This window comes from Pseudomonas sp. K8, assembly GCF_014889455.1.
In the GTDB taxonomy this organism is placed as follows: domain Bacteria; phylum Pseudomonadota; class Gammaproteobacteria; order Pseudomonadales; family Pseudomonadaceae; genus Aquipseudomonas; species Aquipseudomonas veronii.
On sequence record NZ_VJWO01000065.1, the window covers coordinates 1 to 24,621 of the forward strand.

The 24,621-nt window shown below is 61.6% G+C and carries 20 protein-coding genes and 1 rRNA gene; 14 read left to right on the forward strand and 7 right to left on the reverse strand.

The window, feature by feature from the left end; all coding sequences use genetic code 11:
- From rrf to mrdA, 3 genes are all read left to right on the forward strand, one after another.
- A 5S ribosomal RNA gene (gene rrf / locus INT12_RS27770) occupies window positions 1-102 on the forward strand; the annotation flags it as partial.
- A gap of 209 nt (window positions 103-311) precedes the next feature.
- Window positions 312-689: a cupin domain-containing protein gene (locus INT12_RS27775; RefSeq protein ID WP_193040547.1), complete on the forward strand. Its 378-nt coding sequence runs from the start codon at window positions 312-314 to the stop codon at window positions 687-689.
- A 229-nt stretch (window positions 690-918) separates the two neighbouring features.
- Window positions 919-2,811 carry a penicillin-binding protein 2 gene (gene mrdA / locus INT12_RS27780; RefSeq protein ID WP_193040548.1) on the forward strand — a complete coding sequence of 631 codons (1,893 nt, stop codon included), beginning with the start codon at window positions 919-921 and terminating at the stop codon, window positions 2,809-2,811.
- Between the two features lies 1 nt (window position 2,812).
- On the opposite strand, the gene INT12_RS27785 is transcribed toward mrdA, so the two are convergent.
- On the reverse strand, window positions 2,813-3,214 hold the full coding sequence (locus tag INT12_RS27785; protein ID WP_046483310.1) for a GFA family protein: 402 nt from the start codon (window positions 3,212-3,214) through the stop codon (window positions 2,813-2,815).
- A 99-nt stretch (window positions 3,215-3,313) separates the two neighbouring features.
- Here INT12_RS27785 and INT12_RS27790 point away from each other — a divergent pair, with 99 nt between their 5' ends.
- From INT12_RS27790 to INT12_RS27810, 5 genes are all read left to right on the forward strand, one after another.
- Window positions 3,314-3,787 (forward strand): SRPBCC family protein, encoded by a 474-nt coding sequence (locus tag INT12_RS27790; RefSeq protein WP_193040549.1) that lies wholly within the window; start codon window positions 3,314-3,316, stop codon window positions 3,785-3,787.
- Window positions 3,788-3,878: 91 nt separating this feature from the next.
- Entirely contained in the window at window positions 3,879-6,236 is a 2,358-nt protein-coding gene (locus INT12_RS27795) for a DNA polymerase II (RefSeq protein WP_017846920.1), read from the forward strand.
- 79 nt (window positions 6,237-6,315) lie between these two features.
- Window positions 6,316-6,939: a glutathione S-transferase family protein gene (locus INT12_RS27800; protein WP_017846921.1), complete on the forward strand. Its 624-nt coding sequence runs from the start codon at window positions 6,316-6,318 to the stop codon at window positions 6,937-6,939.
- Window positions 6,936-8,171 (forward strand): flavin monoamine oxidase family protein, encoded by a 1,236-nt coding sequence (locus INT12_RS27805; RefSeq protein WP_193040550.1) that lies wholly within the window; start codon window positions 6,936-6,938, stop codon window positions 8,169-8,171. Before INT12_RS27800 ends, INT12_RS27805 begins: the two co-directional genes overlap by 4 nt.
- Before the next feature lie 130 nt (window positions 8,172-8,301).
- The gene (locus INT12_RS27810) at window positions 8,302-8,886 is read left to right on the forward strand and encodes a DUF4174 domain-containing protein (protein WP_046483302.1); all 585 of its coding nucleotides are present in this window, start codon (window positions 8,302-8,304) and stop codon (window positions 8,884-8,886) included.
- A 3-nt stretch (window positions 8,887-8,889) separates the two neighbouring features.
- Here the strand turns inward: INT12_RS27810 and INT12_RS27815 are convergent, their stop codons facing one another.
- Both INT12_RS27815 and inhA read right to left on the reverse strand, forming a co-directional pair.
- The gene (locus INT12_RS27815; RefSeq protein WP_193040551.1) at window positions 8,890-10,344 is read right to left on the reverse strand and encodes a mannose-1-phosphate guanylyltransferase/mannose-6-phosphate isomerase; all 1,455 of its coding nucleotides are present in this window, start codon (window positions 10,342-10,344) and stop codon (window positions 8,890-8,892) included.
- Between the two features lie 114 nt (window positions 10,345-10,458).
- On the reverse strand, window positions 10,459-11,139 hold the full coding sequence (gene inhA, locus INT12_RS27820; RefSeq protein WP_193059105.1) for an isonitrile hydratase: 681 nt from the start codon (window positions 11,137-11,139) through the stop codon (window positions 10,459-10,461).
- A gap of 89 nt (window positions 11,140-11,228) precedes the next feature.
- On the opposite strand from inhA, the gene INT12_RS27825 reads away from it, so the two are divergent.
- The gene (locus INT12_RS27825) at window positions 11,229-12,197 is read left to right on the forward strand and encodes a GlxA family transcriptional regulator (protein WP_017846926.1); all 969 of its coding nucleotides are present in this window, start codon (window positions 11,229-11,231) and stop codon (window positions 12,195-12,197) included.
- Here INT12_RS27825 and INT12_RS27830 read toward each other — a convergent pair.
- From INT12_RS27830 to INT12_RS27840, 3 genes are all read right to left on the reverse strand, one after another.
- Window positions 12,194-13,093, reverse strand: a complete 900-nt coding sequence (locus INT12_RS27830) for an alpha/beta fold hydrolase (RefSeq protein WP_193040552.1) — start codon at window positions 13,091-13,093, stop codon at window positions 12,194-12,196. The genes INT12_RS27825 and INT12_RS27830 overlap by 4 nt on opposite strands.
- A gap of 155 nt (window positions 13,094-13,248) precedes the next feature.
- Window positions 13,249-15,072, reverse strand: a complete 1,824-nt coding sequence (locus INT12_RS27835; RefSeq protein WP_193040553.1) for a glycoside hydrolase family 15 protein — start codon at window positions 15,070-15,072, stop codon at window positions 13,249-13,251.
- A gap of 175 nt (window positions 15,073-15,247) precedes the next feature.
- Entirely contained in the window at window positions 15,248-16,138 is an 891-nt protein-coding gene (locus INT12_RS27840; RefSeq protein WP_017846929.1) for a LysR family transcriptional regulator, read from the reverse strand.
- 167 nt (window positions 16,139-16,305) lie between these two features.
- On the opposite strand from INT12_RS27840, the gene INT12_RS27845 reads away from it, so the two are divergent.
- The 5 genes from INT12_RS27845 to INT12_RS27865 all read left to right on the forward strand — a co-directional run bounded on the left by INT12_RS27845 (window position 16,306) and on the right by INT12_RS27865 (window position 23,298).
- Entirely contained in the window at window positions 16,306-17,388 is a 1,083-nt protein-coding gene (locus INT12_RS27845; RefSeq protein WP_026140015.1) for a 4-oxalomesaconate tautomerase, read from the forward strand.
- Between the two features lie 44 nt (window positions 17,389-17,432).
- A complete protein-coding gene (locus INT12_RS27850) occupies window positions 17,433-18,764 on the forward strand; it encodes a dicarboxylate/amino acid:cation symporter (RefSeq protein ID WP_026140016.1) in 1,332 nt (443 codons plus the stop codon).
- Between the two features lie 129 nt (window positions 18,765-18,893).
- Window positions 18,894-20,198, forward strand: coding sequence for a CitMHS family transporter (locus tag INT12_RS27855; RefSeq protein WP_017846932.1), 1,305 nt, complete (start codon window positions 18,894-18,896; stop codon window positions 20,196-20,198).
- Between the two features lie 91 nt (window positions 20,199-20,289).
- Entirely contained in the window at window positions 20,290-21,543 is a 1,254-nt protein-coding gene (locus INT12_RS27860; RefSeq protein ID WP_017846933.1) for an OprD family porin, read from the forward strand.
- A gap of 81 nt (window positions 21,544-21,624) precedes the next feature.
- On the forward strand, window positions 21,625-23,298 hold the full coding sequence (locus INT12_RS27865) for a methyl-accepting chemotaxis protein (protein WP_169883927.1): 1,674 nt from the start codon (window positions 21,625-21,627) through the stop codon (window positions 23,296-23,298).
- A gap of 27 nt (window positions 23,299-23,325) precedes the next feature.
- Here INT12_RS27865 and INT12_RS27870 read toward each other — a convergent pair whose 3' ends face one another.
- Window positions 23,326-24,621 (reverse strand): MFS transporter, encoded by a 1,296-nt coding sequence (locus tag INT12_RS27870; RefSeq protein ID WP_104903574.1) that lies wholly within the window; start codon window positions 24,619-24,621, stop codon window positions 23,326-23,328.

A 24,621-nucleotide genomic window follows, 5' to 3' on the forward strand; every position in this document is an offset into this window, starting at 1 on the left:
AGCATTGGAACCACCTGATCCCATCCCGAACTCAGCAGTGAAACGATGCATCGCCGATGGTAGTGTGGGGTTTCCCCATGTGAGAGTAGGTCATCGTCAAGATTAAATTCCAGAACCCCTGTTTGCTCGCGCAGACAGGGGTTTTGTTTTGGGCGGTCGGAAAGGGCGCCTCATTGCGGTGGTCTTCAGTGCTTCCTTGGCAGTGTCTACTAAAGGCTTTTGTATCGCTCTCCTCAAACTGCAAGATCGTACAAGAGCGCTCGACCCTTCCTTCGATAGTCTGACAACTCTCACCTACCAGAGAATCTGTCATGACTCAGCAGCACCCAGCACAACCTGTCAATCTCGCGCAAAAGGCTTCGCTCATCAGTGAACAGTGGAGCCCGAGAGTCGTCGCCGAGATGAACGGCTACCAGTTCAAGGTTGTACGCATCGAAGGCGAGTTCATCTGGCACTCACATCCAGAAACCGATGAGGCGTTTTTCGTGCTTGAAGGGACACTGCGCATCGACCTTCCGGACGGTCCCGTGTATGTGGCTCCGGGTGAGCTGTATGTCGTTCCACGCGGAATAGAACATCGGACCGCTGCCGAAGGCGAAGCCAAATTGATGATGATCGAACCACGCGGCATCTTGAACACCGGCCATGAAGGGGGAGACCGCACCGCCATGAACGACCTGTGGATCTGAAATCCCCCCGCTGTTCGAGGCCACCGTTGCCATCTGGTAACAGTAGCCTCATCCCCTGATGCTCGGTGCCGTCTGACTCAACGGCACCACACGGCTCTTCCCAGGTACCGTTGGGGAAATCGATGCAAAGTGTTTCTGCATTTTTGGTATGGTGCAGCACATTTTCACAAGGATTGAGCTTTTATCCGCAGGACGCGGCGTCGACCTTTTTCAACGAGATGCTGTAGAAATGCCTCAACCAATCCCGATCAAAGACCACGAAAACGAAAACCGCCTGGTCAACAAGCGCCTGCTCGCCTGCGCCTTGTTGGTGATCGGCATCACCTGCGCCCTGGTGGGCCGCCTGTATTTCCTACAGGTTGTGCAATTCGACTATCACTCGACGATTTCTGAAAACAACCGTGTCCACGTACTGCCCATCACACCGACTCGCGGCTTGATCTATGACCGCAATGGCGTCCTGCTGGCCGACAACCGTCCAAGCTACAACCTGACGATCACCCGCGAGCGCACCACCGACCTCAAGGGCGAGCTGGACGCGATCATCAGCCTGCTGCACCTGCCGGCAGAAGACCGTGCCGTATTCGACAAGGCGCTGAAGCAGGCGCGGCATCCTTTTGTTCCGGTTACGTTGTTTTATGAGCTGACCGAAGAACAGATCGCCGAACTCGCCGTCAACGAATTCCGCCTGCCCGGTGTAGACGTCGAACCGCAATTCGTCCGCCACTACCCCCTGGGCGCGCACTTCGCTCACTCCATCGGTTACGTTGGCCGCATCAACGAAAAAGAATCCAAAGCCCTCGACTCGGTGGAATACCGCGGCACGCAGTCCATCGGCAAGACCGGCATCGAGCGCTTCTACGAGTCAGAACTGCATGGTCATGTCGGCTATGAAGAAGTCGAGACCAATGCACAGGGGCGCGTACTGCGTGTGCTCAAGCATACCGATCCGATCCCCGGCAAAAACATCGTGCTGAGCCTCGACGTCAAACTCCAGGAGGCGGCGGAAGAAGCGCTGGGCGATCGTCGTGGCTCCGTGGTAGCCCTCGACCCGCAAACTGGCGAAGTACTGGCGATGGTCAGCAAACCCAGTTTCGACCCCAACCTGTTCGTCACGGGCATCAGCTTCAAGGAATACGCCGCCCTGCATGATTCCATCGACCGGCCGCTGTTCAACCGCGTCCTGCGCGGTCTCTATGCGCCGGGTTCGACGATCAAGCCGGAAGTGGCCATCGCGGGTCTCGACAGCGGGGTAGTGACGGCCCAGACCCGCGTGTTCGATCCCGGTTACTATCAATTGCCCGACTTTGACCACAAATACCGCAACTGGAACCACAGCGGCGACGGTTGGGTGGATATGGACGCCGCCATCATGCGCTCCAACGACACCTATTTTTACGACCTGGCCCACAAGCTCGGCATCGACCGTCTGCACGACTACCTGGCCGAGTTCGGCCTCGGCCAGAAAGTCTCCCTGGACATGTTCGAAGAGTCGGCCGGCCTGATGCCGTCCCAGGCCTGGAAGCGCGCGACCCGGCGTCAGCCCTGGTTCCCGGGCGAAACGGTGATCCTCGGCATCGGCCAGGGTTATATGCAAGTCACGCCGCTGCAACTGGCCCAGGCCACTGCGTTGATTGCCAACAAAGGCGTGTGGAATCGGCCGCACCTGGCCAAGACCATCAACGGCGTGGCACCGGTGGACGAGCACCCGATGCCCAACGTGGTCCTCAAGAACCCGCGTGACTGGGAGCAGGTCAACCACGGGATGCAACTGGTGATGCACGACCCGCGCGGGATCGCCCGGGCGGCTGCGCAAGGCGCGCAATACCGCATCGCCGGCAAGAGTGGTACCGCGCAGGTGGTGGCGATCAAACAGGGCGAGCGCTACAACCGCGACAAAACCCAGGAGCGCCACCGTGACAACGCGCTGTTTGTCGGGTTTGCGCCAGCGGAGCACCCCCAGATCGTGATTTCGGTGATGATCGAAAACGGCGAGGCCGGTGGCCGCGTCGCAGGCCCGGTGGTGCGCCAGATCATGGACGCCTGGCTGCTCGACCACGAAGGCCACTTGAAGCCGCAATATGCGACGCCGAGCAAAGCCCCCGGCGACCCCCACGTCTGACTCACAGCTGCCATTCGTCCCACGGCTGCACGCCCTCATGCGCCAGCCACGGCACATCGTGGGCCGTCCAGATATGCGCGGTGGGCCTGATGCCCGGATCATCGTCCAGCGTCGCCACCCGCACAATTACGTGGGGCTGATGCCCGCGCTCGGCCATCAGGTGTGAGCCACAGCGCGAGCAGAAGCGCCTGAATTTGCCTGGCGAGGATTCGAAGGCCGCCAACAGTTCTTCGCCCTGGGTCCAGCGAAAGTGCTCACGCATCACGCCAGCGGTGCTCACAAACGCTGCCGCATGCACCTTGCGACAGCTGTCGCAGTGGCAGTGGCTGATGGGCATGTCCAGGCTGTCCACCTGGTAGCGCACGGCTTTACAGAAGCAACTTCCATTCAACGGGTCAGTCATAACCTAAGGGCCTGGACAACAATGGGGGCATCATCATCGCGCAGAACCCAAGGTTGCGCATTGGTCGATGTCGCCTACTGTCAATGGAGGAGGTGACGTATGCACGTATCAGATCGTATAGAACGGAAAGTCCTACTGAACGCTCCACGCAAAAAAGTGTGGGAGGCACTCACCGATGCCGAGCAATTCGGCCGCTGGTTTGGCATCGCCCTCAAGGGCAAGACCTTTGTCGCCGGGGAAACGATCGAAGCGCCGATCACTTACCCAGGTTACGAACACGTGATCTGGAAGGCCAGGATCGAACGCATCCTGCCGCAGACGCGGTTTTCTTTCTCGTGGCACCCCTTCGCTGTCGAAAAGGGCTTCGACTACGACAAGGAAACACCGACACTGGTGGAGTTCACCGTTGAAGACCGCGCCCCGGGCATTCTGCTGCGGGTCGTTGAATCCGGCTTCGACGCAGTGCCCGAAGCCCGCCGCCTGAAAGCCTTCAAAATGAATTCCCGCGGCTGGGACGAGCAAATGCGCAATATCGAAAGCTACCTGAGCCACTTCCACCAAGGCATCGCCTGAGGCGATTGCGCTCTGTGTGCGTTAACGTGCCGCGTTTGGCCGGATGCCGGGTAGAATCACGCCCTGAACGTGATTCCTGAGGTGCGGCACGGTGGATTTACAGCAGGGTTTTGTCCTGACCCGGCATTGGCGCGACACCCCGGCGGGGACGCAGGTCAGCTTCTGGCTGGCCACCGACCAGGGGCCGCGGCTTATTCGCCTCCCCGTGCAAAGCTCGGTGATATTCATCCCCGAAGCCCATCGCAAGCCGCTGGATTGGCTGCTCAAGGACGAACGCGATATCGAATTGCGCCCGCTGGAGCTGTGCGATTTCCATCACCGCAAGGTATTAGGCCTCTACACCCGCCAGCATCGGCAACTGATGGACCTGGAAAAGCGCCTGCGCGCCGCCGGTGTCGATGTCTACGAAGGTGACGTGCGCCCGCCCGAGCGCTACATGATGGAGCGTTTCATCACCGCCCCCGTGTGGTTCGACGGCACGCCCGACGCCAGCGGCGCGTTGCTCGAAGCGCAGATGAAACCCGCCCCCGACTATCGTCCGCCGCTCAAACTGGTGTCCTTGGACATCGAGACCACCGCTCAGGGCGATCTGTATTCCATTGCCCTCGAAGGCTGCGGCGAGCGCCAGGTATACATGCTCGGCCCGCCGAACAAGAGCGACGCGGTGGACTTCAAGCTCGACTACTGTGACACCCGCGGCCAATTGCTCGAACGCCTCAACCAATGGCTGGCCACCCATGACCCCGATGCGATCATCGGCTGGAACGTGGTGCAGTTCGACCTGCGCGTACTCCACGAACATGCCCAGCGCCTCAACGTGCCGCTCCTGCTCGGCCGCGGCGAAGAGCCCATGACCTGGCGCGAACACGGCAGCCGCAATCATTACTTCGCGGCCGCGGCGGGGCGGTTGATCATCGACGGTATCGAAGCGCTGCGCTCGGCCACCTGGAGTTTTGAATCCTTCAGCCTGGAAAACGTCGCGCAAACCCTGCTCGGCGAAGGCAAGGACATCTCCACGCCGTACCAGCGCATGGACGAGATCAACCGCATGTTCGCCGAGGACAAGCCGGCCCTGGCGCGTTACAACCTCAAGGACTGCGAACTGGTCACGCGGATTTTCGCCAAGACCGAGCTGCTCAAGTTCCTGCTCGAACGCGCCAGCGTCACTGGCTTGCCAGCCGACCGCAACGGTGGCTCCGTGGCCGCATTCACCCACTTGTACATGCCGCTGATGCACCGCCAGGGCTTCGTCGCGCCGAACCTGGGCGACAAACCGCCCCAGGCCAGCCCCGGCGGGTTCGTCATGGATTCACGCCCCGGCCTCTACGAATCGGTGTTGGTGCTGGACTACAAAAGCCTCTACCCGTCGATCATCCGCAGCTTCCTGATCGACCCCGTAGGCCTGGTCGAAGGCCTCAAGCACCCCGATGACAGTGCGTCGGTGGAAGGCTTTCGCGGCGCACGGTTTTCCCGCACCCGGCACTGCCTGCCCGCCATCGTCGCGCGCATCTCCGAAGGCCGCGAAGAGGCCAAGCGCGAACACAATGCACCGTTGTCCCAAGCGCTGAAAATCATCATGAACGCCTTCTACGGCGTGCTCGGCTCCAGCGGTTGCCGCTTCTTCGATACGCGCCTGGCGTCCTCGATCACCCTGCGCGGCCATCAGATCATGCGCCAGACCCGCGAACTGGTCGAAGCCCAGGGGTATGAAGTGATCTACGGCGACACCGACTCGACCTTCGTCTGGCTCGGCAGCGCGCATTCCCAGGAGGACGCCAGCCGCATCGGCCAGGCGCTGGTACGGCACGTCAACGATTGGTGGCGCGCGCATTTGCACAACGCATTCGGCCTGCACAGCGCGCTGGAGTTGCAATACGAAACCCACTTCACGCGCTTCCTCATGCCGACCATTCGCGGCGCCGAGGAGGGCAGCAAGAAGCGTTATGCCGGGTTGGTGGTGCGCGGCGATGGCAGCGAAGAGATGGTCTACAAGGGCCTGGAAACCGTGCGCAGCGACTGGTCGCCCCTGGCCCGGCAATTCCAGCAGGAACTCTACCAGCGCATCTTCCACCGCCAGCCCCATCAGGATTACGTGCGCGACTACGTGCGGCGCACCTTGAGCGGCGAATTCGACGAGTTGCTGATCTACCGCAAGCGCCTGCGCCGCCGGTTGGACGACTACGAGCGCAACGTCCCGCCCCACGTGCGTGCCGCGCGCCTGGCCGACGACTACAACGACCGCATGAACCGCCCGCGTCAGTACCAGCGCGGCGGTTGGATCAGCTACGTGATCACCGTCAACGGCCCGGAGCCGCTGGAGGTGCGCCAGGCCCCGATTGACTACGACCACTACGTCACGCGGCAATTGCAGCCGGTGGCCGATGCGATTCTGCCGTTTGTGAATGACGACTTCGGCACCCTGGTCGGCGGGCAAATGGGCCTGTTCTGAAGTACTTGCCTCGCGTGGCTAAGCGGCTACGCTGTTGGCGTGCTCGGCAACTGCTACCTCACATTCAGGAGGAACCCCCATGTACACGCTCTACGGCACCGACGACTCCGGCTCATGCATGATTGAAATTGCCCTGCCGCGTTGCGCGGTGCCGTGGCATCGGGTGGACGCCAGTTCCTGGCAGGACGGCGAAGGCAGTGCAGCGCTCGCACGGATCAACCCGCTCAAACAGATCCCCACGTTGGTGACGCCGGACGGCCAGGTGCTGACGGAAAGCGCGGCGATCCTGATCCACCTGGGCCTGGAATTCCCGGCCGCCAACCTACTCGCCGGCAACCGCGGCCAGATCCTCCGCGGCCTGGTGTACATCGCCGCCAATTGCTACTCGGCGATCGGCATCATCGACTACCCGCAACGCTGGCTGGGCAACGCCGATGAGGCGGCGCAAGCGCAATTGATCAGCGGCACGCGCGACTACCTGCACCAGGCCTGGAGGGTGTTCGCCGATCAGTTTGCCGACCAATTGTTCGCCCCCGACCAGCAGCCGAATGCCCTGGGCATCATGGCGGCGGCGGTGTCGCACTGGGATGCGGCGCGAGAGGCATTGCAAGCCTCGCGGCCGGCGTTCGCCCAGACCCTGGCCCGGGTGGACGCCGACCCGCTCGTCGCGCCGGTGTTCGCTCGGCATTGGCCGCAGCAATGACAGTGCCGCGTCCTATCGCCTGGCACGTCACGCGCTGGTGCGACGACCCCTATAGCCAAGGTGCCTACAGCGCAATGTTGCCGGGAGGCGATGTCAGCCTGCGGCGCCTGCTCTCGACGCCGATTGATAATCGTCTGTTCCTCGCTGGGGAAGCCTTCAACCACGATCATTGCGCCATGACCCACAGCGCTTGGGACAGTGGCATCCGCGCTGCGAATGCGGTGGCCGGCACCCGCGCCCGCAAGGTCATCGTTATCGGTGCCGGGTTTGCCGGCCTGAGTGCCGCACGTGCGTTGCAGGCGCAGGGTTTGGAGGTGCGCGTACTCGAGGCGCGCAACCGCATCGGCGGGCGCGTGAACAGTGTGGCCCTGGGTGACCATACGGTGGATGCGGGGGCCGCCTGGTTGCAGCACTATGCCCTCAACCCGCTGGCCCGACGTGCCGAGCAGTTGGGCCTGGAGCGACGGCCTACCGATTTCTCGCAACCATTGGCTGCCGCGTGGGATGGCCCCGTACCGGACATCAATGGCGCGTATGAACGCTTGAAACAGGCCATTGATCGTCATCAACCCTTGGCGCAGGGCATCGATCAATACCTTGCGACCCTCAATGCCCCCGAACGCCGCGCTGCCCGCTATGCCATCGACGCTAACCTGATCCTCGAAGCCGGGTTGCCCCTGGACCAGTTGTCGACGCATACGCTCGACGAGGAGGGCGTTGGCCACGGCGACCAGTTTCTGCCTCAAGGCTATCGGCAATTACTGGAGGACGCCGCCAGCGGCCTGAATATCCACCTCAATCACCCCGTGCAGCACGTCGCCTGGGACGAGCACGGCGTGTGGGTCGATGCCCTCAATGCAGATGCCTGCATCTGCACGGTGCCGATACCGGTACTCAAACACTTGCACTTTACGCCAGACTTGCCGACGGCTTACCGAGAGGCCCTGGCGTTTTTCACCATGGGCCGCCTGGAAAAGGTCGTGCTGCAATTCGACCAGCGCTGGTGGCCGGTTTCCCGCGATGGTTATCTGCGTTGGTACGATCACCCCGCCAATTGGGGGGAGTGGCTGGATTTGACCGATGCCGTGGGTGCGCCGCTGATTGCCGGGTTGATCGCCGGTGATGCGGTGGACCGGCACTATCGAGGCAAGCCTGACGAGCAGATCGCACTGCAAGCCAGCGAAAAACTTGCGGCCTGGGCCTGCGCAATCAAAGGAAACAATGACTGCTAGCACTCGTCACCCCTTGCGTAGCCGGCGTCCTGACCTACGCTTTCTCAAGGCGGTGTAGGAATCATCCTTGAATTTGGCTGTCGCAGACATGAAACTCAAGAACCCTGCATGGAATTCAAAGGAGGTACGCATGCTCATCCGGTCGCTGACCCTGGCTACCTTGATGGCTTTTACGGGGCCGTTGTTGGCTGCTGATGATATCAACCCGCTCAAGCAGGATTTGGGCAAGGCCCGGCCGCTGGTGGTGGTGGAGCTTGATTCCGGTAATGACACATTGGCCAAGCTCAAGAAACAGCTGGACGAGCCTGCCACCAAGCAGTCCTTTGAAGAGCGCGGCATGGTGTTGTACACCGTGAAGTTCGGCAGCATCGGTGCCGAAGGGGAGAAGTTCGCCAAGGACCCCAAGGACAACAAGAAGCTTGCCCCGCCTGAAACCAACGCGCTGATCCGCGCCCTCAAATTAGGCGCCGGCAGCGGCACCAAAGTGATCCTGGTCGGCAAGGACGGCGAGAAGAAAGTCGAGAAGACCGTGCCGCCGGATACCCTCAACGTGAGCGAGTTTTTCAGCGCCATCGACCAGATGCCGATGGCCGAGAAAGAGGCCGCCGCCGCCGCGGAACCCGAACCTGTCGCCCCCGCGCCAGGCAAGAACGCCAAGCCCGCCAAACCGGCGAAGCCCGGCAGCAAACCGGCCCCTCAGCCATTGGATGACTGAGGCTTATCCTTCGGCGGGCGCGCGCCCATAGATATCGTCGAAGCGCACAATGTCGTCTTCGCCCAGGTACTCGCCGCTCTGCACCTCGATCATCACCAGCTCGATGCTGCCGGGGTTGGTCAGGCGGTGTTTGTGCCCGGCCGGAATGTAGGTGGACTCGTTGGCGTTGATCAGCAATTCCCGCTCGCCATTGGTGATCTGCGCGGTACCGCTGACCACCACCCAGTGTTCGCTGCGGTGGTGATGCATCTGCAACGACAGTGACGCCAGCGGCTTGACCACAATGCGCTTGATCTTGAAGCGCGCACTTTCCTCCAGCACCGTGTAGGTGCCCCATGGCCGCGTCACCGTGCGGTGCAGGTTGTACGCCGGATGGTTCTGGCGCTTGAGCTCGGCCACGATGTGGCGCACATCCTGGCTGCGGTGGGCATCGGCGATCAGCAGGGCGTCGGCGGTGTCGACGATGATCAGGTCGCGCACGCCCACCACGCCCAATACCCGCCTGGGCGAGTCGATGTAGCAGTTGTGGACGTCATGCAGAATCGCTTCGCCATTGACCTGATTGCCCTGGGCATCGCTGGGGGTGAGCTGGCGCAGGATTTCCCAGGAGCCGATATCGCTCCAGCCGATATCGCAGGGCACCACGGCCACCTGCGTGGACTTCTCCATCAACGCCACGTCGATGGACAGGTCCGGCGCGCCGCCGAAGCCATCGGCATCCAGTTCGCGCTGGCGCGAGGTTGTATTCTGCAGGCTCTGGCTGTGCGCCAGCGCGGCCTTGGCGGCCGCCAGCACCTGCGGGGCGTGGGTGGTCAGCTCGTTCACCAGGGTGCTGGCCTTGAAGCAGAATATGCCGGCGTTCCACAGGTGCTGGCCGCCGTCGAGGTAGCCTTGCGCGGTGGCCAGGTCGGGTTTTTCGACAAAGCGTTTGACCCGGTTTCCCGCACTCAACGCGGCGCCTTGTTCGATGTAGCCGAAGCCGGTTTCCGGGCGATCAGGCTCAATACCGAAGGTCACCAGGTAGCCGGCTGCGGCCAGCTCGCGGGCCTGGCTCACGGCCGCGGCGAACGCGCTTTCATTGAGGATCAAGTGGTCGGCGGGCATAACCAGCAACGGTGCGTCGTCGCCGAAGTGCTCCAGCACATGCAGCGCCGCCACCGCCATCGCCGCTGCCGTGTTGCGGCCGAAGGGCTCCAGCAACAAGTCCAGGGGCAGGCGGGCTGTGTTCACCAGGCGGTAGTCATCCAGCGTGCGAAACAGCAGGTCACGGTTGGTGACCGTCAGCACGTTTTCCACCCCGGGCAGGCGGCTGGCGCGCAGGAAGGTTTTCTGCAGCAGGCTCTGGCCATCGCGCATACGCATGAACGGCTTGGGCATGTTTTGCCGGGAGACTGGCCACAGTCGGGTACCCGAACCGCCGGAAATGATGCAGGGAATTAATCCGTCGTGGGTATTCATCAATAAACTTCTTGGGGGGGAAAGGGCAGCCCGCGCTTCGGAATCGAGCTTCGTCGCAATCGCGCTGCCCCGTATCATCGGCGACCCGCCGCGCAGCGGCAACTGCGACGCGTATCAACCCAGGCGCGCTGCCGCCCGCGCAGTGATTTCTGCGCGGACCTTGCGCGACTCGGCCGTGCGTTTGTTGGCCTCTTCCAGCACGGCCTTCGGCGCGGTATCCGGCCGGCCGGCATTGAACGGTGGCGCCGGGGCGTATTCGATCTGCAACTGCACCAATTGCGCTGTCGCTTCGTCGTACAGCTCAGCGGCCAGGGTCAGGGCGAAGTCGATCCCCGCAGTGATCCCGCCGCCGGTGAGCAGGTTGCCGTCCCGCACCACGCGCGCCTGAACCGGAATGGCGCCGAGCGGGGCGAGCAGGTCGTGGTAGGCCCAATGGGTGGTGGCCTTGCGCCCGCGCAGCAAACCGGCCGCACCGAGCACCAGCGAACCGGTGCATACCGAGGTGACATAACGCGCGGTGAGCGCCTGGGCCCTGAGGAAGTCGAGGGTCTGCGGGTCTTCCATCAACGGGCCGACGCCGCTGCCGCCAGGGACGCAGAGCACATCCAGGTGTGGGCAATCGGCGTAGGTCATGGTCGGCGTGAACACCAGCCCGGTGCTGGAGGTAACCGGCGAAAGGTCTTTCCACACCAGGTGCAACTTCACATCCGGTAGCGAGCCCAAGACGTCATAGGGGCCGGTGAGGTCCAGTTGCTGGATGCCGGGGAACAACAGAAAACCGATCTGCCCGGTCATGAATGAAGCTCCGATAAGGGGTGGACGGTTTCACTCTAGAGGCCTAGGCTTTGGCGAATACGCCATTGAACCCACGAATCACGCCAAACATGCCGCGCATCATTCATGTACTCGCTTTTGATAATGCCCAAGTGCTCGACGTGACCGGGCCCTTGCAGGTGTTCGCCTCGGCCAACGACCTTGCGCGCCAGCGCGGTGCGCCGTTGCCCTACGCGGTTTCGGTGATCGCCGCCCAGGCGGCGCCGGTGATGACCTCCGCCGGCCTGGCGCTGGTGGCCGAGCCGTTGCCCGCCGTCGACACGCCTTGCGACACCCTGCTCATCGCCGGCGGCTGGGGTGTCTATGGCGCCGCCGAAGACCTGGCGCTGGTGGACTGGGTGCGCGAAAAAGCCCGGCACACCCGGCGCATGGCCTCGGTGTGTACCGGGGCTTTTCTGCTGGCGGCCAGTGGCTTGCTCGACGGCTGTCGCGTGGCGACGCACTGGACACGCTGTGAAGAGCTGGCGCGCAAGTTCCCGGCGCTGACGGTGGAGGCCAACCCGATTTTCATCCAGCAGGGCACCGTGTGGACGTCGGCCGGTGTAACCGCCGGGATCGACCTGTGCCTGGCCTTGGTGGAACAAGACCTGGGCCGCGCCGTGGCCCTGGAAGTCGCGCGGCACCTGGTGGTCTTCCTCAAACGCCCCGGTGGCCAATCGCAGTTCAGCGTGACCTTGTCATTGCAAAAAGGTGACAGCCGCTTTGCCGAGTTGCACGCGTGGATCGCGGAGCACCTGACCCTCGACCTGACCCTCGCCACCCTGGCCGCCCAGGCCGGCATGAGCGAGCGCAGCTTCGTGCGTCACTACCGCGCCGAAACCGGCCAGACCCCCGCGCGCGCGGTCGAACTGATCCGCGTCGAAACCGCCCGCCGGCAACTGGCGGACAGCAGCACATCGATCAAACGCATCGCCGTGCAGTGCGGGTTCGGTTGTGAAGAGACCTTGCGGCGCAGCTTCCTGCGGGTCTTGTCAGTCACGCCGCAGGCTTATCGCGAGCGCTTTTCGCCAGCGGCCTAGGCGAGCAATTCCAGAAGTGCCTCAAGGGTCGCTTGCGGCGCTTCCTGAGGGATATTGTGGCCGACGCCGGGCAACACCTGCCGCCGATAGAAGCCGCTGAAGTGCTGCGCGTCGTTATCCTCCAGCGGCGGCGGGCCCACGCCATCATCGGCGCCGCACAGCGAAATCGTCGGCACCGCGATCGGCGGTTGCAGCGCCAGCGCCTGTTCGATGGGCGCCAGTGCGGGATCGCCCGGTGCATACATGAAGCGGTGACGGTAGGAATGAATCACCACGTCGACAAAGTCCGGGTTATCGAACGATGGCGCACTCTGGCCATAGAGGCTGGGGCCTGCCGCCCAGGAGGGCGACCACAGTGACCACAGCAATTGGCAAAACGCCCGGCGATTGGCGGTCAACCCATCCACGCCACGCTGGGTGTGGAAATAGTACTGGTACCACAACCGATGCTCCGTCTCTGGCGGCCTGGGCTCGAGCGACTTGGCAATGTCCTGGATGTTGTAGCCGTCCCCGCTCACCAACCCGCGCACGCGCTCCGGCCACAGTGCCGCGACAATACAGGCGGCACGCCCACCCCAGTCGTAGCCCGCCAGGGTGGCCCGCGGGATACACAGCGCATCCATGAACTCCAGCAGGTCCTTGGCCAACGCGGCCTGTTGCCCGGAGCACATCACCTGCGCGTTGATAAACCGCGTCGGGCCATAACCACGCAGGTACGGCACCCACACCCGACAACCGCGCTCGGCCAGGGCCGGGGCGATATCGTCATAGCCGCGAGGGTCGTAGGGGAAACCGTGCAGCAGGATCACCGGTTCACCGTCGACGGGGCCGTGGGCTTCATACGCCACATCGAGCATTGAGGTGCGTACATAAAACAGCGCAGGGGCGATGGGCATGATGGGCTCCTATCGGTTGGGCGATGACTGCCGATGACACTACCGCCGATCCATTAACGCCACAAGGCTGAGAGCGTCGAGGGCCAAGAGTGTCCGGCATTCAGGTCGCCCGACCCACCGTCATCGCGGCCTCGCTGACCCTCGACGGGTAGCGTTCAAGGCTGCCACACCGTCTTCGCGCCGCTCAACTTGCGATCCAGAAACGTTGCCGCGCTGATCAGTGCCAAATGGCTCAACGCCTGCGGCGTATTGCCCAGGTGGCGCGCCTGGTTGTCGAACTCTTCGGCGTACAACCCCAGCGGGTTGGCGTAGCGCAGCAACTGCTCAAACTCCAGATGCGCCTTTTCGACCTGCCCGGCGCGGGCCAGGCATTCGACGTACCAGAACGAGCAGGCGGCAAACGCGCCTTCGGTGCCTGGCAGGCCGTCGATCCGGCTGTCGTCGTTGCGATAGCGATAGACCATACCGTCGCGCACCAGGCTTTTCTGGATCGCTGCCAGCGTCGAGAGCCAGCGCGGGTCGGTGGCGGCGACGAAGCGCATCAGCGGCATGAGCAGCATCGAACCGTCCAGCGCGGTGCTGCCGGTATGCTGCACAAAGTGCCCGCGTTCTTCGTTCCAGAAATTGCCCCAGATATCCGCGTAGATCGCCTGGCGCGTCTGGTCCCAGCGCGCGAACGGCGCCGGCAGCGAGCGTTTGGACGCCAGGCGGATCGCACGGTCCAGCGCCACCCAGCACATCAGCCGCGAGTGCAGGAAGTGGTGCTGCTCGCCACGCATTTCCCAGATACCCACGTCTTTGCGGTTCCAGATATCACAGACCTGATCCGCGAGTTCGACCGTGTGTTTCCAGCCGTCGTGGGAAATGGCTTCGCCGTATTTGTTGACCAGATAAATCGCGTCCATCAACTCGCCGTAGATGTCCAGTTGGACCTGGTCGAACGCCTCATTGCCGATACGCACCGGCGTCGCGCCGCCATGCCCGCGCAAGTGCGTCAGCTGAGTTTCGGGCAGTTGCTGGCGGCCGTCGATGCCATACAGGATGTTGATCTTGACGGGCTGGTCGCTGCAGTCGCTGACCCGCCCTCTGAGCCAACGCATGTAGTGATTGGCTTCGTCGACAAACCCCAGGCGCATGAACGCGTAGACCGTGAACGAGGCGTCACGGATCCAGGTGTAACGGTAGTCCCAGTTGCGCTCGCCGCCGGGCGATTCGGGCAGGCTGAAGGTGGCGGCGGCGATGATCGCGCCATGTTTGCGCGAGGTCAAAAGCTTCAGGGCCAGGGCCGAGCGGTTGACCATTTCGCGCCAGCGCCCGCGGTAGTTCGATTGCGCGATCCAGCCGCGCCAGAACGCGACGGTGTGCGTCAACGCCAGGTCGGTGCAGCTGCTGTCGACGCGCGGGTCGTCCTGCCCGCCGAGGACGAATTCGGCGCCTTCTTCCTGGGCCAGGACGAAGCTGGCCACTGCGGCGTTGTCTTCGACCTGCAGTGCGTGGCTGCTCGACAAGCGCAGACCGGGCTGGCCGTGGGCGGCGAAACACACCGTGCCGTTGTCGAGGCTGGCATGGGTGGGCGCGCGCGCATAGTCATGACGCACGGCGCAGCGCAGGTGGATCGTCACCTGGCCGCTGACCGCACGCACGCGGCGAATCAACAGGGGCAAGTCGTCTTCCTCACCGATGGTCAACAGGTCAGTGATCTCCACCACGGCGTCATCGCTGAGCCAGCGGGTCTGCAGCACGTTGGTGTCGGGCAGGTAGATCTGTTCGCGGCGGGCGTTGGGCAGGTCTGGCGTGAGCTGGAAAATGCCGGCGTCGGGCGTGTCGAGCAGCGCGCAGAAGATCGACGGGCTGTCGAATTCCGGCCAGCAGAAAAAGTCGATGCTGCCCTTGTCGTTCACCAGGGCGGCGCTGCGCATGTCGCCGATGATGCCGTGGGCGTCGATGGCGCTCTGTGGCTCGTGCTTGAAATCAACCATTGCCGCCCCCGGTCACCAAGGCTACTTGTTGCTGCCGCGAGAGATGCATCCGTTACCCACCGTTGAGTTGCGTTCAGTTAGCTGACTGGCGGGGCAGGGTACAAGTTCACCGAAAAACACCACAACTTGGCTGGCGCTCGCGGTAAATGACACACCGCTCGCCAGCAGAACCCATTCACTTCTCCCATTGCTCAAGCAGAATCGAAACAAATTTCTCTGCCGCTGGAGATAACGAGGCTCCGCGGCGGTAAACCAGTCCCAATGAACGGTTCACAATGGGCTCTATCAACGGGATGCTGACCAACGTCGGATGATCCACGGCAGGCATCGCCAGGCTCGGCACGGCCGAGACGCCGAGGCCGGCTTCCACCAGGCCCAGCGACGTCGAAAGGTGTTGCACCTCATAGAACCACTGCGGGCGCCAGCTCAAGCCCGATAACGCATGATCGAGCAACATCCGGTTGCCGCTCAGGCGTCCGACCCCGATCAAGCGGTAATTGCTGAGTTCAGACCAGGTCACCGCGCTACGTTCCGCCAGTTCATGATCGCGTCGACACGCCAATACAAAAGGCTCGTCGACCAATGGCACAAACTCTATGTCGGGGTGCTGGCCGCTCATCATGTTGATGCCGAAGTCGGCTTCTCCGCGCAGCACGGCCTCCAGGCCTTCGTTGGCGCTGAGATCGAGCAGGCGGATACGGATTTGCGGATAGCGCTCGTTGTAGAGGCGGATGACCGAAGGCAGGAAGTAGAAGGCTGCGGTCGGGATGCAGGCAAGGGTGACCCGTCCGCTCTGTCGCTCTGCCAGCTCTCGGATGTTGAGTATCGAGTCGTCGAAGTCGTCCAGCAGGCGGCGTGCCTTGGGTAGAAAGTCCCGACCAACGCTCGTGAGACTCACCCTTCTGGTGGTGCGATCGAGAAGGGCGGTTCCCAAGCCTTCCTCCAGTTTTTTCATCCTCCGGCTCAGCGCCGGCTGGGACAGGTGCAATGCATCGGCAGCCTCGTGGAAGCTCCCGAGTTCGGCGATTTTCACGAACGATCGTATGTCATTTAGCTCATATTGCATTTTTTATAACTCGATGGAAGAGGGCGGCGGCGTTCAATCATCCTAAGTTTGTCATTCGCTAAACGCAATAATCAGGCTGATATTTGCATTGGAAACATTTTTCAAAGCCTGCGACTCTTGCCTCAAGAGCATTAATCAACCCGATTGATCAATAAGAGTCAGTGGTCATGCAACGAATTCCTTGTGTGCTTATGCGCGGCGGTACGTCCAAGGGGCCAGTATTTCTCGCCTGGGACCTGCCTGATGCGATCGAACAGCGTGATGAGCTGCTGCTCAACCTGATGGGCTCCGGCCATGAGCTGGAAATTGACGGCATTGGCGGTGGGAGCCCGCAAACCAGCAAGGTCGCCATCGTCAGCCCATCGCTGCACCCGGACGCGGATGTCGACTATTTGTTCGTGCAGGTGATGGTTTCCCAGCGTCGAGTCGATACCGCACCCAATTGCGGCAATATGCTTTGCGCCGTTGGCCCGTTTGCGGTCGAGCAGGGGCTGGTCAAGGCGTCTAAAGGCCTGACGCGTGTGCGTATTCGCAACCTCAACACGGGGACGTTTGTGAACGCAGACGTACACACTCCCGAGGGGACCGTCAGCTATGAAGGCGACACCGCCATTGATGGCGTGCCGGGGACTGCCGCTCCCGTGCAGTTGACCTTCCTGGATGCCGCGGGCAGCAAAACCGGTAAGCTGTTCCCGACGGGACAGACTCAGGACCTGATCGACGGTGTCCCGATGACCTGCATCGACATGGCGATGCCGATGATGATCATCGAGGCTGGCCAATTGGGTAAACGTGGGGATGAAAGCCCTGCTGAACTGGATGCCGACAAAGCCTTCCTGGGGCGCCTGGAGTCTCTGCGGCTGCAAGCCGGCCTGGCCATGGGTTTGGGCGACGTCAGTGATAAAGTGATCCCCAAGCCCGTACTGGTGTCGCCGGCCAAGGCGGGCGGCACCCTTCAGGTGCGCTATTTCATGCCGCACAACTGCCACCGGGCACTGGCGATTACCGGCTCTATCGGCTTGGCCACCGCGTGCGTCAGCGAAGGCAGCGTGATTGCTCAATTGCTTGGCGGGGTGAGTGAGCCGCGCTTGAAACACGTTCGAATTGAACATCCCAGTGGCGCAATAGACGTTGTACTGTCCTACACCGGGGCTCAGGGTGAGACAATTCGCGCTTCGGTAGTGCGAACATCGCGCAGGCTGTTCTCCGGTTTTGTCTACGCCGCGGCTTCCCAACGACTTGCCGGATAACGTCCTTTAGTCATTGTCGTTTCTGCATCAGCACAATTCTAAAAATGGGTGATGCCATGAAGTTTGTAAAATCGCTCTACGTCCAGATTCTCTTCGCCGTGCTGTTGGGCGTGCTGGTCGGGCATTTCTGGTCACAACAGGCCATAGCCTTGAAGCCGCTGGGTGATGCCTTCATCAAGCTGATCAAGATGATGATCGCTCCCGTGGTGTTCTGCACCATCGTCACCGGAATCGCCGGCATGAGCGACAAGCGCTCCCTCGGGCGTTTGTTGAGCAAGACCATGTTGCTGTTCCTGGGCCTGACCGTGATCAGCCTGATCATCGGCCTAGTGGCGGTCTATCTGTTCAAGCCCGGTGTGGGCATGAACATCGACCCTACCCAGTTGAGCACCAAGGGGCTGTCGCACTACACCGATTCTGCGGCGAAGCTGGGCGTGGTCGAGTTTTTCATGCACATCATCCCCGACACGTTCATCGGTGCTTTCAATAAAGGTGAGGTGCTGCCGGTTCTATTCATTGCGGTGCTGTGCGGGTTTGCGCTTTCGGCCATTGGCGAGCGCGGCAAGCCGGTACTGGATGTACTGGAATCCGCTTCGCACATGGTCTTCAAGATCTTCTCCTACCTGATGCGCTTTGCGCCGATCGGTGCCTTTGGTGCCTTGGCGTTCACGGTCGGGCAGTACGGCATTACCTCGTTGGGCTCGTTGGCCAAGCTGATCATGACGCTGTACATCGCCTGCGCATTCTTCGTGTTTGTGGTGCTGGGGAGCATTTGCCGCGCGCATGGCTTCAGTCTGTGGAAGTTGCTGCGCTACTTGCGCGAAGAGTTCCTGGTGGTCCTCGGCACGTCGTCCACCGAGCCGGTAATGCCGCGGATGTTGGAAAAACTCCAGGCCCTGGGTTGCAACAAAGGCGTGGTCGGGCTGGTGCTGCCCACGGGTTACTCGTTCAACCTCGACGGTACGGCGATCTACCTCTCGCTGGCGGCGGTGTTCATTGCCCAGGCCTGCAACATCGACCTGAGCCTGACCCAGACCGTGACCATGCTGGCAATCATGCTGCTGTCCTCGAAAGGCGCCGCTGGTGTCACCGGCTCCGGTTTTGTCGCACTGGCGTCAACGTTGACGGTCATTCACGACATTCCCTTGGCCGGCCTTGCCCTGCTGATCGGTATCGACCGCTTCATGTCGGAAGCCCGGGCCTTGACCAGCCTGGCCAGCAATGCGGTGGCGACTGTGGTGATGTCCCTCTCGGAAAATGCCTGCGATCGCGAAGTACTGATGCGCACGCTGGACGGCAAACCTTCCCCCATTGCCATCTCGGCCCAGGCCCAGAACCCGGACTGGGATGGTGTGACGGTCACGGACCGCGTCTGACCGGTCGCGGCTGCGCCGAGACACCTTAAACACCTCAAATAAACACTCCCCGCCAGGCACAACTGGCGGGCGCGGAGTCGTGCGCCTGTGCATCGGCCCCGTTACTTATAAGAACAAGAGAACTGACTTATGCTCGCATTGCTTGGCTTGGCCATGGTGGTGGTTTTCACCTTCCTGATAATGACTAAACGGCTGTCGCCGATTGTCGCCCTGACGCTGGTTCCGATAGTGTTTGCCGTGATTGGCGGTTTCGGCGGCACTACCGGCAAGATGATGCTCGACGGCTTGAAAATGGTCGCACCGTCGGCCGCGCTCCTGCTGTTCGCGATCCTGTTTTTCGGCTTGATGATCGACGCCGGCCTGTTTGACCCGCTGATTCGCAAGATCCTCAAGCGCGTCAACGGCGACCCGATGAAAATCGCTGTCGGCACCGCGTTGCTTTCGCTGGTGGTGGCATTGGACGGTGACGGCACCACCACCTACATGATCACCTGCGCAGCCATGCTTCCGCTGTATAAGCGCATCGGCATGAACCCGATGATTCTGGCGACCATTTCCATGCTTTCGCTGAGCATCATGAGCGGCATGACCCCCTGGGGAGGGCCCGCGACCCGCGCGATTGCGGCACTGGGCCTGGATGCCGGGGCCTACTTCGTACCCTTGCTGCCGACCATGATCGGCGGCGCGATGTGGGTGGTGTTCACCGCGTTCCTGCTGGGCCGCGCCGAGCGCAAGCGCATCGGTAACATTCAACTGGAGAGCGGCGGCGGTAACTGCTACATCAACGCAATACTCGAGGACACGCCGCACAAGCGCCCGAAACTGGCCTACGTCAACCTGCTGCTGGTCATCGCGGTGATGGTCGCGCTGGTGATGGGGATCATGCATTCCGCGATCCTGTTCCTGATCGGGTTCGTCCTGGCGCTGATGATTAACTATCCGCAACTGGACATTCAGAAGGAACGCATCCTTGCCCATTCGGGCAACGCCATGACGGTCGTATTGTTGGTGTTTGCCGCGGGCATCTTTGCCGGGATTTTCTCTGGCACGAAGATGGTCGATTCTCTCGCGCAGACACTGGTTGACTGGATTCCACCGTCCTGGGGGCACCTGTTCCCGCTGGTCGTGGCCGTTACCAGCATGCCGCTGACGTTCGTCCTGTCCAACGATGCCTACTACTTCGGCGTGGTGCCTATCCTGGCCAACGCCGCCGCGGCCTACGGCATTGATCCGCTGGAGATCGCCCGCGCATCGATTCTGGGGCAACCGGTGCATCTGATGAGCCCGTTGGTCGCCTCGACCCTGTTGTTGGTCGGGATGGTCGATCGCGACATCGGCGATTTCCAGAAAGCCACCGTCAAGTGGGCCGTGCTCACCTCATTGGTCATCACGGCGCTGGCTTTGTTGACCGGGGCGATCAGTCTCTTCACCTGATTCAACCCAATCTCCTGTTTTTCACTGACGCGCCTCACCCGCGAGGCGCGCGATCTCCTGCACGCCAAATAACAACAATGAGTAGTTTGCTATGAACACTGTACATACCCAACGGGTGCTGTTTTCACTGCTTGGTTTGTTGCCGCTGGCCAGTGCCAGCGCCGAAGGATTTATCGATGACAGCAAGCTCAAGCTGCAATTGCGCAACGTCTATTTCAATGAAAACTTTCGCGACGAGCATGGCTTGAGTGCCCGATCAGCCAGGACCGCCAAGAGCGAACGCACCGAATGGGCCCAGGGATTCCTGCTGGATTACCAGTCGGGATTCACTCCAGGCACCGTTGGGTTTGGGGTGGATGCCCTGGGCCTGCTCGGGGTCAAGCTCGACTCTGGACGTGGCCGCAGCGGTACAGGCTTGTTGCCGGTTCACGCTGACGGGCGGGCGGCCGACGAGTTCGCCAGCCTGGGCATGACCGCCAAGGCCCGACTGGCCAAGACCACGCTCAAATACGGGACCTTGCTGCCCAAGACACCGGTACTGATCTACAACGATGCGCGTCTGATGCCGCAAACCTACCAAGGCGCACAGATCAACAGCCTCGACATCGAGAACCTCAGCCTCACCGGAGGCCACCTCGATCGATTCAAGCTGCGTGACTCCACCGACAGCATGCCGATTGTGCCCGACGGCTATAGCGGCGCCGAATCCGGGGACTTCAGTTATGCCGGCGGAGAATACAAGCTGGGGAAAAACATTCGCCTGAGTTACTTCTACGGCGAACTGGAGAACTTCTACCGGCAGCATTTTGCCGGCATCCAGCACGATCTACCCTTGGGCGGCGGCGTGCTGACCAGTGATTTGCGCTACTTCAACAGTGTCGATAGCGGCTCTGCCTACGGCGGCAAGATCGATAACAACATGCTCAGTGGGCAACTGTCCTACGCCATTTCCGGGCATACCTTCGGTGGCGGGTATCAGACCCTCAGCGGGGATGCCGGGTTGCCATACATCAGTGGCGCGACCGTCTATTCGTTCAGCAACGCCGGTATCGGTAAGTTCATCGAAGAGGACGAGAAGACCTGGATGCTCAACTACGGCTTCAACTTCGCCGCCCTGGGTGTCCCCGGCCTGACCTTTTTCACGCGCTACCTGAGCGGTAACGACGGTAAGTCCAACACCACGGTCAAGGAATGGGAACGCGATGCCGAACTGGCCTACGTGGTGCAGCAAGGCACCTTCAAAGGCCTGGGAGTGAAGCTGCGCAACTACGTCTACCGCTCGGATTTCTCCCGTGGTCGTGACAGTAATCGGATCTACTTCACCTACGACATCGCGCTCTGGTGATCCACTGCTCGCGGCCACGCGACATTCGCGGGCCGCTTTTGCATCGGCGGCTTCATAGGATCGGGGTGAAGGAATCAAATAATGTCGTTCAAAACCAAAATACTGTTGCTGACCTTATTGCCGGTGCTGTTGTTTGCGCTGGTTTTAGGGTTGAGCGCGCGCGGCACGTTGCAGGCCCAGGCCGAGCAGGAAGTCGCACAGACCCGTGAGCGGCTGCTCGAGGAAAGCCGCACCCGACTCAAGGATTACGCGAGCATCGCTCAGACGTCCATCACCGAACTGTATGAGCGGGCGGCTGCCGGGGACCTTTCCGGCCGAGCCTTGGCAATCAGCCGACTGTCCAACGTGAAGTATGGCGATGACGGGTATTTTATCGGCTATGACAGTCAGGTCGTGCGCCTGTTTCGCGGTGACAGCAGCGAAGGCGTCGGCACCAACATGAGTGATCGCAAAGACATCAACGGGAAGTACCTGAACCGCGAGATGGTCGAAGCGGCCAAAAACCAAACGCACTTCGTTACCTATTCGGGTGGGGTCGTCAACACCGATAAGGTGGTGCCCAAGCTCGCTTACAGTTTCTATTTGCCCAAGTGGGACATGGTTGTCGTCACCGCGGTCAATCTGGACAGCATTGAAACCCAGGTCGCCAACGTGCGGGCCGATGTCGAGCTGCGCATACACCACTTGATGCTCAGCATTGCGCTTATCGCTGGCGCGCTGATCGGCATCATCGGGGTACTCGCGCTTCTGCTGGTCAAGCGCAGCTTACGGCCCTTGACCTTGATCCGCGCTCACCTCGATGAAATCGCCGCGGGCGAGGGGGATCTGACACGGCGTCTGCCGCTTGTGAGTCGCGACGAACTGGGACAACTGGCCGGTTCGTTCAATGCCTTTATCGAAAAGATTCACAGCCTGGTCAGCCAGATCGTCGCGATGAGCGAACAGTTGACCGGGTCTGTCAGCCATGTGGCCGAGCAGAGCCGGCAGATTGACCGGGCCATGGATCGGCAGCGCCTGGAAACCGACCAAGTCGCCGCGGCGATAAACCAGATGTCATCGGCGGCGCAGGAAGTCTCGGCCAGCGCGCACAATGCGGCAAACGCAGCGGTCGAGACCGACAGGCAGTCCCGTCACGCCAGGCAGATCGTCAACGGCAGTATTGCGCGCATTCAGGCACTGACGGTCGAGCTGGATGAGAGTGGCTTGTCGATGAAAAATCTGCAAAACGACGTGACGTCTATCGTCACCGTGCTGGACGTCATTCGCTCGATTGCCGAACAGACCAACCTTTTAGCCCTCAATGCGGCCATCGAAGCCGCGCGTGCCGGTGCGGCCGGGCGCGGGTTTGCCGTGGTTGCCGATGAAGTGAGGGCGTTAGCCAGTCGCACTCAGCGCAGTACCCAGGAAATCCAAGCGATGGTCGAGCGCCTGGAGAGCGCTACCGGCGGGGTGGTCACGGCCATGCACCAATCCACCGAAGCCGCCCAGGGCGCTAACGCCGAGGCCGACCAGGCGGGTGAGTTTCTGGGCAACACGGTCGAACTGATCGCCACGATCAATGCAATGAACGCGCAAATCGCAAGTGCCGCGGAAGAGCAAACCGCGGTGGCTGAAGAGATCAACCGCGGAGTGCATCAGATCGCACGCGCCATCGACGCGGTTGCCAACCAGACGCAGCAGGGCGTCCAGACCGTCGATGAGTTGTATGCGATCGGCAGCCGCCTGCAAGGCTTGCTGGGGCAATTCAAAATCTGAGGCTGCCCTGCAGGGATACCGCGCTTATCAGGCGTTGACCGTCACCGCGTTTTGCTTGCGATACAAGATCGTCGTCGCCGTGAACCCGCACAACGCCGCAAACATCAGCCAGTAGGCCGGTGATGCCTTATCGCCGGTTACTTGCACCAAAAGGGTGGATACGGCGGGTGTAAAGCCGCCAAACACTGCAGTCGCCAAGCTGAACGCCAGGGAGAACCCGACGACCCTGACGTTCTGCGGCATCACCTCAGTCAGCGCGGCAACCATTGCGCCGTTGTAAATGCCAAAGAAGAACGAGAAGTACAGCAGCACGCTGAGGAGTCGTTCGAAGCTGGCCGCGGCGGCCAGCCAATGCATGGCGGGGTAAGCGGTGCATAGGCACAACAAAGAGATCGCCAGCAATAACGGGCGCCGGCCGATACGGTCGGAGAGTGTGCCGCCGATGGGCAACCAAATGAAGTTGCTCAGGCCGACGAAGAGCGTGACCACCAGGCTGTCGGTGGTGCTCAGGTTCAGTACCGAACGGCCGAAAGTCGGGGTGTAGACGGTGATCAGGTAGAACGTGGTGGTGGTCATCGACGCCAACAGACCGCCAGCCAGTACCGTGCGCCAGTTGTCGCGCATTGAGCGGAACACTTCATTGGCCGTTGGGTGATGCTTGCGTGCTTTGAACGCCTCGGTTTCCTGCAACGAACGGCGAATGATGAAGATGAACGGGATGATCACGCAGCCGATAAAGAACGGGATGCGCCAGCCCCAGGCAGCCACCTCGGCGGCTGCCATGGACGCGTTGATCGTGTAACCCAGCGCTGCCGCAAGAATGATCGCCACTTGTTGGCTGGCCGATTGCCAACTGGTGTAGAACCCGCAGCGGCCCGGCGTGGCGATTTCAGCCAGGTACACCGAAACGCCCCCCATCTCCGCCCCGGCGGAGAAGCCCTGCAACAGTCGTCCCATCAACACCAATACCGGTGCCGCCACTCCGATGCTGGCGTAGCCGGGCACGAGTGCAATCAATACCGTCCCGGCCGCCATGATCGACAGCGTTACGATCAGGCCCTTGCGCCGTCCCACCTTGTCGATGTACGCCCCCAGCACGATAGCGCCCAGCGGACGCATCAGGAACCCGGAGCCGAATACGGCGAAGGTCATCATCAGCGAAGCGAACTCGCTGGTGGCAGGAAAGAACGTCTGGGAGATGTAGGTCGCGTAGAACCCGAACAGAAAGAAGTCGAACTGTTCGAGAAAGTTGCCGCTGGTGACCCGCAGGATGGCGCCCAGTTTTGAACCCTTGGACGGGGTGTTTTGTGTTGTTGTTTTCAT

Coding starts and splice junctions, on each gene's coding strand:
- INT12_RS27775 (WP_193040547.1), top strand. CDS start 312: ATGACTCAGCAGCACCCAGCACAACCTGTCAATCTCGCGCAAAAGGCT.
- mrdA (WP_193040548.1), top strand. CDS start 919: ATGCCTCAACCAATCCCGATCAAAGACCACGAAAACGAAAACCGCCTG.
- INT12_RS27785 (WP_046483310.1), bottom strand. CDS start 3,214: ATGACTGACCCGTTGAATGGAAGTTGCTTCTGTAAAGCCGTGCGCTAC.
- INT12_RS27790 (WP_193040549.1), top strand. CDS start 3,314: ATGCACGTATCAGATCGTATAGAACGGAAAGTCCTACTGAACGCTCCA.
- INT12_RS27800 (WP_017846921.1), top strand. CDS start 6,316: ATGTACACGCTCTACGGCACCGACGACTCCGGCTCATGCATGATTGAA.
- INT12_RS27805 (WP_193040550.1), top strand. CDS start 6,936: ATGACAGTGCCGCGTCCTATCGCCTGGCACGTCACGCGCTGGTGCGAC.
- INT12_RS27810 (WP_046483302.1), top strand. CDS start 8,302: ATGCTCATCCGGTCGCTGACCCTGGCTACCTTGATGGCTTTTACGGGG.
- INT12_RS27815 (WP_193040551.1), bottom strand. CDS start 10,344: ATGAATACCCACGACGGATTAATTCCCTGCATCATTTCCGGCGGTTCG.
- inhA (WP_193059105.1), bottom strand. CDS start 11,139: ATGACCGGGCAGATCGGTTTTCTGTTGTTCCCCGGCATCCAGCAACTG.
- INT12_RS27825 (WP_017846926.1), top strand. CDS start 11,229: ATGCCGCGCATCATTCATGTACTCGCTTTTGATAATGCCCAAGTGCTC.
- INT12_RS27830 (WP_193040552.1), bottom strand. CDS start 13,093: ATGCCCATCGCCCCTGCGCTGTTTTATGTACGCACCTCAATGCTCGAT.
- INT12_RS27835 (WP_193040553.1), bottom strand. CDS start 15,072: ATGGTTGATTTCAAGCACGAGCCACAGAGCGCCATCGACGCCCACGGC.
- INT12_RS27840 (WP_017846929.1), bottom strand. CDS start 16,138: ATGCAATATGAGCTAAATGACATACGATCGTTCGTGAAAATCGCCGAA.
- INT12_RS27845 (WP_026140015.1), top strand. CDS start 16,306: ATGCAACGAATTCCTTGTGTGCTTATGCGCGGCGGTACGTCCAAGGGG.
- INT12_RS27850 (WP_026140016.1), top strand. CDS start 17,433: ATGGGTGATGCCATGAAGTTTGTAAAATCGCTCTACGTCCAGATTCTC.
- INT12_RS27855 (WP_017846932.1), top strand. CDS start 18,894: ATGCTCGCATTGCTTGGCTTGGCCATGGTGGTGGTTTTCACCTTCCTG.
- INT12_RS27860 (WP_017846933.1), top strand. CDS start 20,290: ATGAACACTGTACATACCCAACGGGTGCTGTTTTCACTGCTTGGTTTG.
- INT12_RS27865 (WP_169883927.1), top strand. CDS start 21,625: ATGTCGTTCAAAACCAAAATACTGTTGCTGACCTTATTGCCGGTGCTG.
- INT12_RS27870 (WP_104903574.1), bottom strand. CDS start 24,621: ATGAAAACAACAACACAAAACACCCCGTCCAAGGGTTCAAAACTGGGC.